Origin of the sequence: Microcystis sp. M049S2 (genome assembly GCF_020245625.1) — a bacterium.
Taxonomy (GTDB): domain Bacteria; phylum Cyanobacteriota; class Cyanobacteriia; order Cyanobacteriales; family Microcystaceae; genus Microcystis; species Microcystis ichthyoblabe_A.
Genome location: NZ_JADBUN010000204.1, coordinates 1 through 2741, shown reverse-complemented (window position 1 = coordinate 2741; position 2741 = coordinate 1). Strand labels below are relative to the sequence as shown.

Here is a 2741-nt window from a genome sequence, read left to right as displayed (position 1 = left end):
GAGGGTAACTCGCTTTTACGGTACATTAGCACTAATTAGAGAAGATGCAAGGGTGATGCAAGGGTGATGCAAGGGTTTTAAAAGATTCTAGCAGATTTAAGTGCATTTGGGAAGCTCTCAATCAAGCTAAAAGCCCTTTCCTGTAAGGTTTTTACCATTATTCAGCCAACCCTACTTAGGGTGATCAGCAAACCTGAGCGATTGGAGGGCGCAAGCATTGCGCCCCTACAGTAACGGATTTTGTCCACAATGTAGGGGCGAACTGCGTTCGCCCAAAAGGTACATTATCAAAGCGCAAGTCCCTTAGTTCATCAGCTTGAATTTGCAGCGCAGCAGCAACATGAAGTGCATCCATCGCCGCTAAACCGTAAGTGCCAGCAATTTCATGACTCACTGCACCCTCCTCGACGTGCAGCAAGTTCTTGTTCTATTTCATCTTCATTGAGCAGTTGCAATTCAGCTGCGATCGCCCGCTGTCGGATTTCCCATAACTTTTTGCTTAATGGTGTTTGGGGAATAAATTTAGCTTCTGGTGTTGTTTGTGACTCAGATTTAAGTATTTGAACAAATTGCCAAACTTTTTGTTGCTTTTCCGGGGTCAATTCTCGCCATTGTTCAAGTAGTTCTTCTTCTTTACCCATAAATACCTCGCTCTTAAATTACGCATTCCTCGAATCGTTGGCTGTCCAAGACATATTTGTGGATTAACTTTCGGCTCTTGTAGTAGATATGTATGGGTAGTTCAGGTGTTTTAGGTGGGAATTGGTTCACCCGGCCGCAAACTAGACCATTTACCGGTTTCGCGCAAAAAGCTTTCACAACCTACCACATCCCATTCCATTTCGATATAATCTTCCTTGGTGCGAATGTTAACGTTAATAGAAGGGTTCTTCGCTTCAAAGTCCGGTGTCTCGGTGAGATGACGTTCCTGATGTTGTGTTTCTACGGCATGATAGGTGAGACAGCGATCAACAAAATAGCAGTTAATACAAATACACATAGGTTTAACTCTATAAGTCTTTTCCGCTAATCTAGCTCAGTCTCTCCCCAAATGGGGCCGGTCAAAATTATATTTTTGTAAATTTATCTTCTCGATGTCTTGTCAAAAAAACCTAGATAGTTTAGTTAAAGAAGTTTTTGCGATTAATCGGCAAGAATTGCCAGAAAATGCTTATTTAGTTGGTGGTGCTGTGCGAGACGCTTTATTAAACCGTCAGAAAGACTATATTGACCTAGATTTTGTGGTTCCCGAAAAAGCGATCGAAATTGCCCAAACTATTGCCCATCATTATAAAGCGGGTTTTGTGGTTTTAGATGCCGTTCGTCAAATTGCTCGCGTCGTTTTTCCCCAGGGGACTCTTGATTTCGCGCAACAGGAGGGAGAATCTCTAGAAATAGACCTAAAAAGACGGGATTTCACCGTTAATGCTCTCGCTTATAATCTCCACACCCAAGAAATTTTCGATCCTTTAGGGGGATTAAAAGATTTAGGCTGCCAATCCCTGCGGATGATTTCCCGCGAAAATCTCCAGGATGATCCCCTAAGATTATTAAGGGCCTATCGACAAGCGGCTCAATTGGACTTTGAGATCGAACCCCATACCCGTGCAACTATTCGTTCTCTTGCCCCTTTATTGCGCCTTGTAGCCGCCGAAAGGGTACAATCCGAGTTAAACTACCTTTTGCTCAATTCCCGTGGCAATAAATGGCTAAAAAGTGCCTGGGAAGATGGCTTATTATCTCTCTGGTTGCGTCGGATTACCCCCGCAAAAATCGATCGAGTTATGGGGGTGGAAGCGGCAGCGGGATTTTTAGAATCTTTGTTACCGGAAAAATTTATCTTTTCCCCTTCTCAGTTACAGTTGACAAAATTGGCCCTATTGGTATCGGATATTTTGGCAGAAGCGGAAAAAGAGTTAATCGATCTCAAGTATTCCCGTGGGGAAATTCGCACGGTAATCACGGTGATTAAGTGTTTACCTCCCCTCAAGGAGGCAGATAATTTAAGTCTGCGGGAACAGTATTTTATTTATCTAAATACGGGAAAAGTATTTCCTATCTTTGCCCTTTTTGCTTTATCGATGGGGATTAACAAAAATATCGTCGCTTCTCTGTTGACTTCCTATCTCGATCCTGATAATATTATCGCCCATCCCCGACCTTTATTAAGGGGCGATGATTTAATTAACCATTTACACCTGAAACCCAGTCCGATTATTGGTAAGTTATTAACCGAGGTACAAATTGCCCAAATTGAGGGCCAAGTCACAGTTTTTCAGGAGGCGATCGATTTTGCTAAAAAGTTATTATAAGTGGTTGGTTATAATTAAATTAAAAATGGATTTTAGGTCTGATCCCCCCTGCCCCCCTTGATAAGGGGGGTGCCGATAGGCGGGGGGATCTACCCTTGATAAGGGGGGTGCCGATCCCCCCTTAATCCCCCCTTAATAAGGGGGGCATCTGACAACTTTTAACGCCTACCTACTTAGCAATTGTTCACAGTTTGGAGAGTTTTGTCTGTTAATCAGAGTTTTAGATTCCGATTGAGTCTCGGGGTTTCGACTTATCCAAAACTCAGATTATCCAAAACTGAGATTTATTTAGGGTTTGCTGAATAAATCTAAAAACCTTGTTGGGTAAGACTTTTAGACTTTTTGTCAATCAAAAAGTACTGGGACTTGGAGTGATCGGGGGGAAAATTCAGGTACTTTTTCCCTGAAAATTAGGTAGTTGACCACCTG

General features: G+C 42.6%; 4 protein-coding genes. 1 reads left to right on the top strand and 3 read right to left on the bottom strand.

From position 1 onward, the window contains the following. Positions 1-184: 184 nt before the first annotated feature. The 3 genes from IM496_RS16925 to IM496_RS16915 form a co-directional block, all read right to left on the bottom strand. The gene (locus IM496_RS16925) at positions 185-394 is read right to left on the bottom strand and encodes a PIN domain-containing protein (protein ID WP_194018370.1); all 210 of its coding nucleotides are present in this window, start codon (positions 392-394) and stop codon (positions 185-187) included. After that, on the bottom strand, positions 384-641 hold the full coding sequence (locus tag IM496_RS16920; RefSeq protein WP_287662661.1) for a hypothetical protein: 258 nt from the start codon (positions 639-641) through the stop codon (positions 384-386). The genes IM496_RS16925 and IM496_RS16920 overlap by 11 nt, the downstream gene beginning before the upstream one ends. A gap of 110 nt (positions 642-751) precedes the next feature. Beyond that, positions 752-1000: a Ycf34 family protein gene (locus tag IM496_RS16915; protein ID WP_002760106.1), complete on the bottom strand. Its 249-nt coding sequence runs from the start codon at positions 998-1000 to the stop codon at positions 752-754. 94 nt (positions 1001-1094) lie between these two features. Here IM496_RS16915 and IM496_RS16910 point away from each other — a divergent pair, with 94 nt between their 5' ends. Beyond that, entirely contained in the window at positions 1095-2312 is a 1218-nt protein-coding gene (locus IM496_RS16910; protein WP_287662660.1) for a tRNA nucleotidyltransferase/poly(A) polymerase-related protein, read from the top strand. The last annotated feature ends 429 nt before the right edge of the window (positions 2313-2741 follow it).

Coding starts and splice junctions, on each gene's coding strand:
- IM496_RS16920 (WP_287662661.1), bottom strand. CDS start 641: ATGGGTAAAGAAGAAGAACTACTTGAACAATGGCGAGAATTGACCCCG.
- IM496_RS16915 (WP_002760106.1), bottom strand. CDS start 1,000: ATGTGTATTTGTATTAACTGCTATTTTGTTGATCGCTGTCTCACCTAT.
- IM496_RS16910 (WP_287662660.1), top strand. CDS start 1,095: ATGTCTTGTCAAAAAAACCTAGATAGTTTAGTTAAAGAAGTTTTTGCG.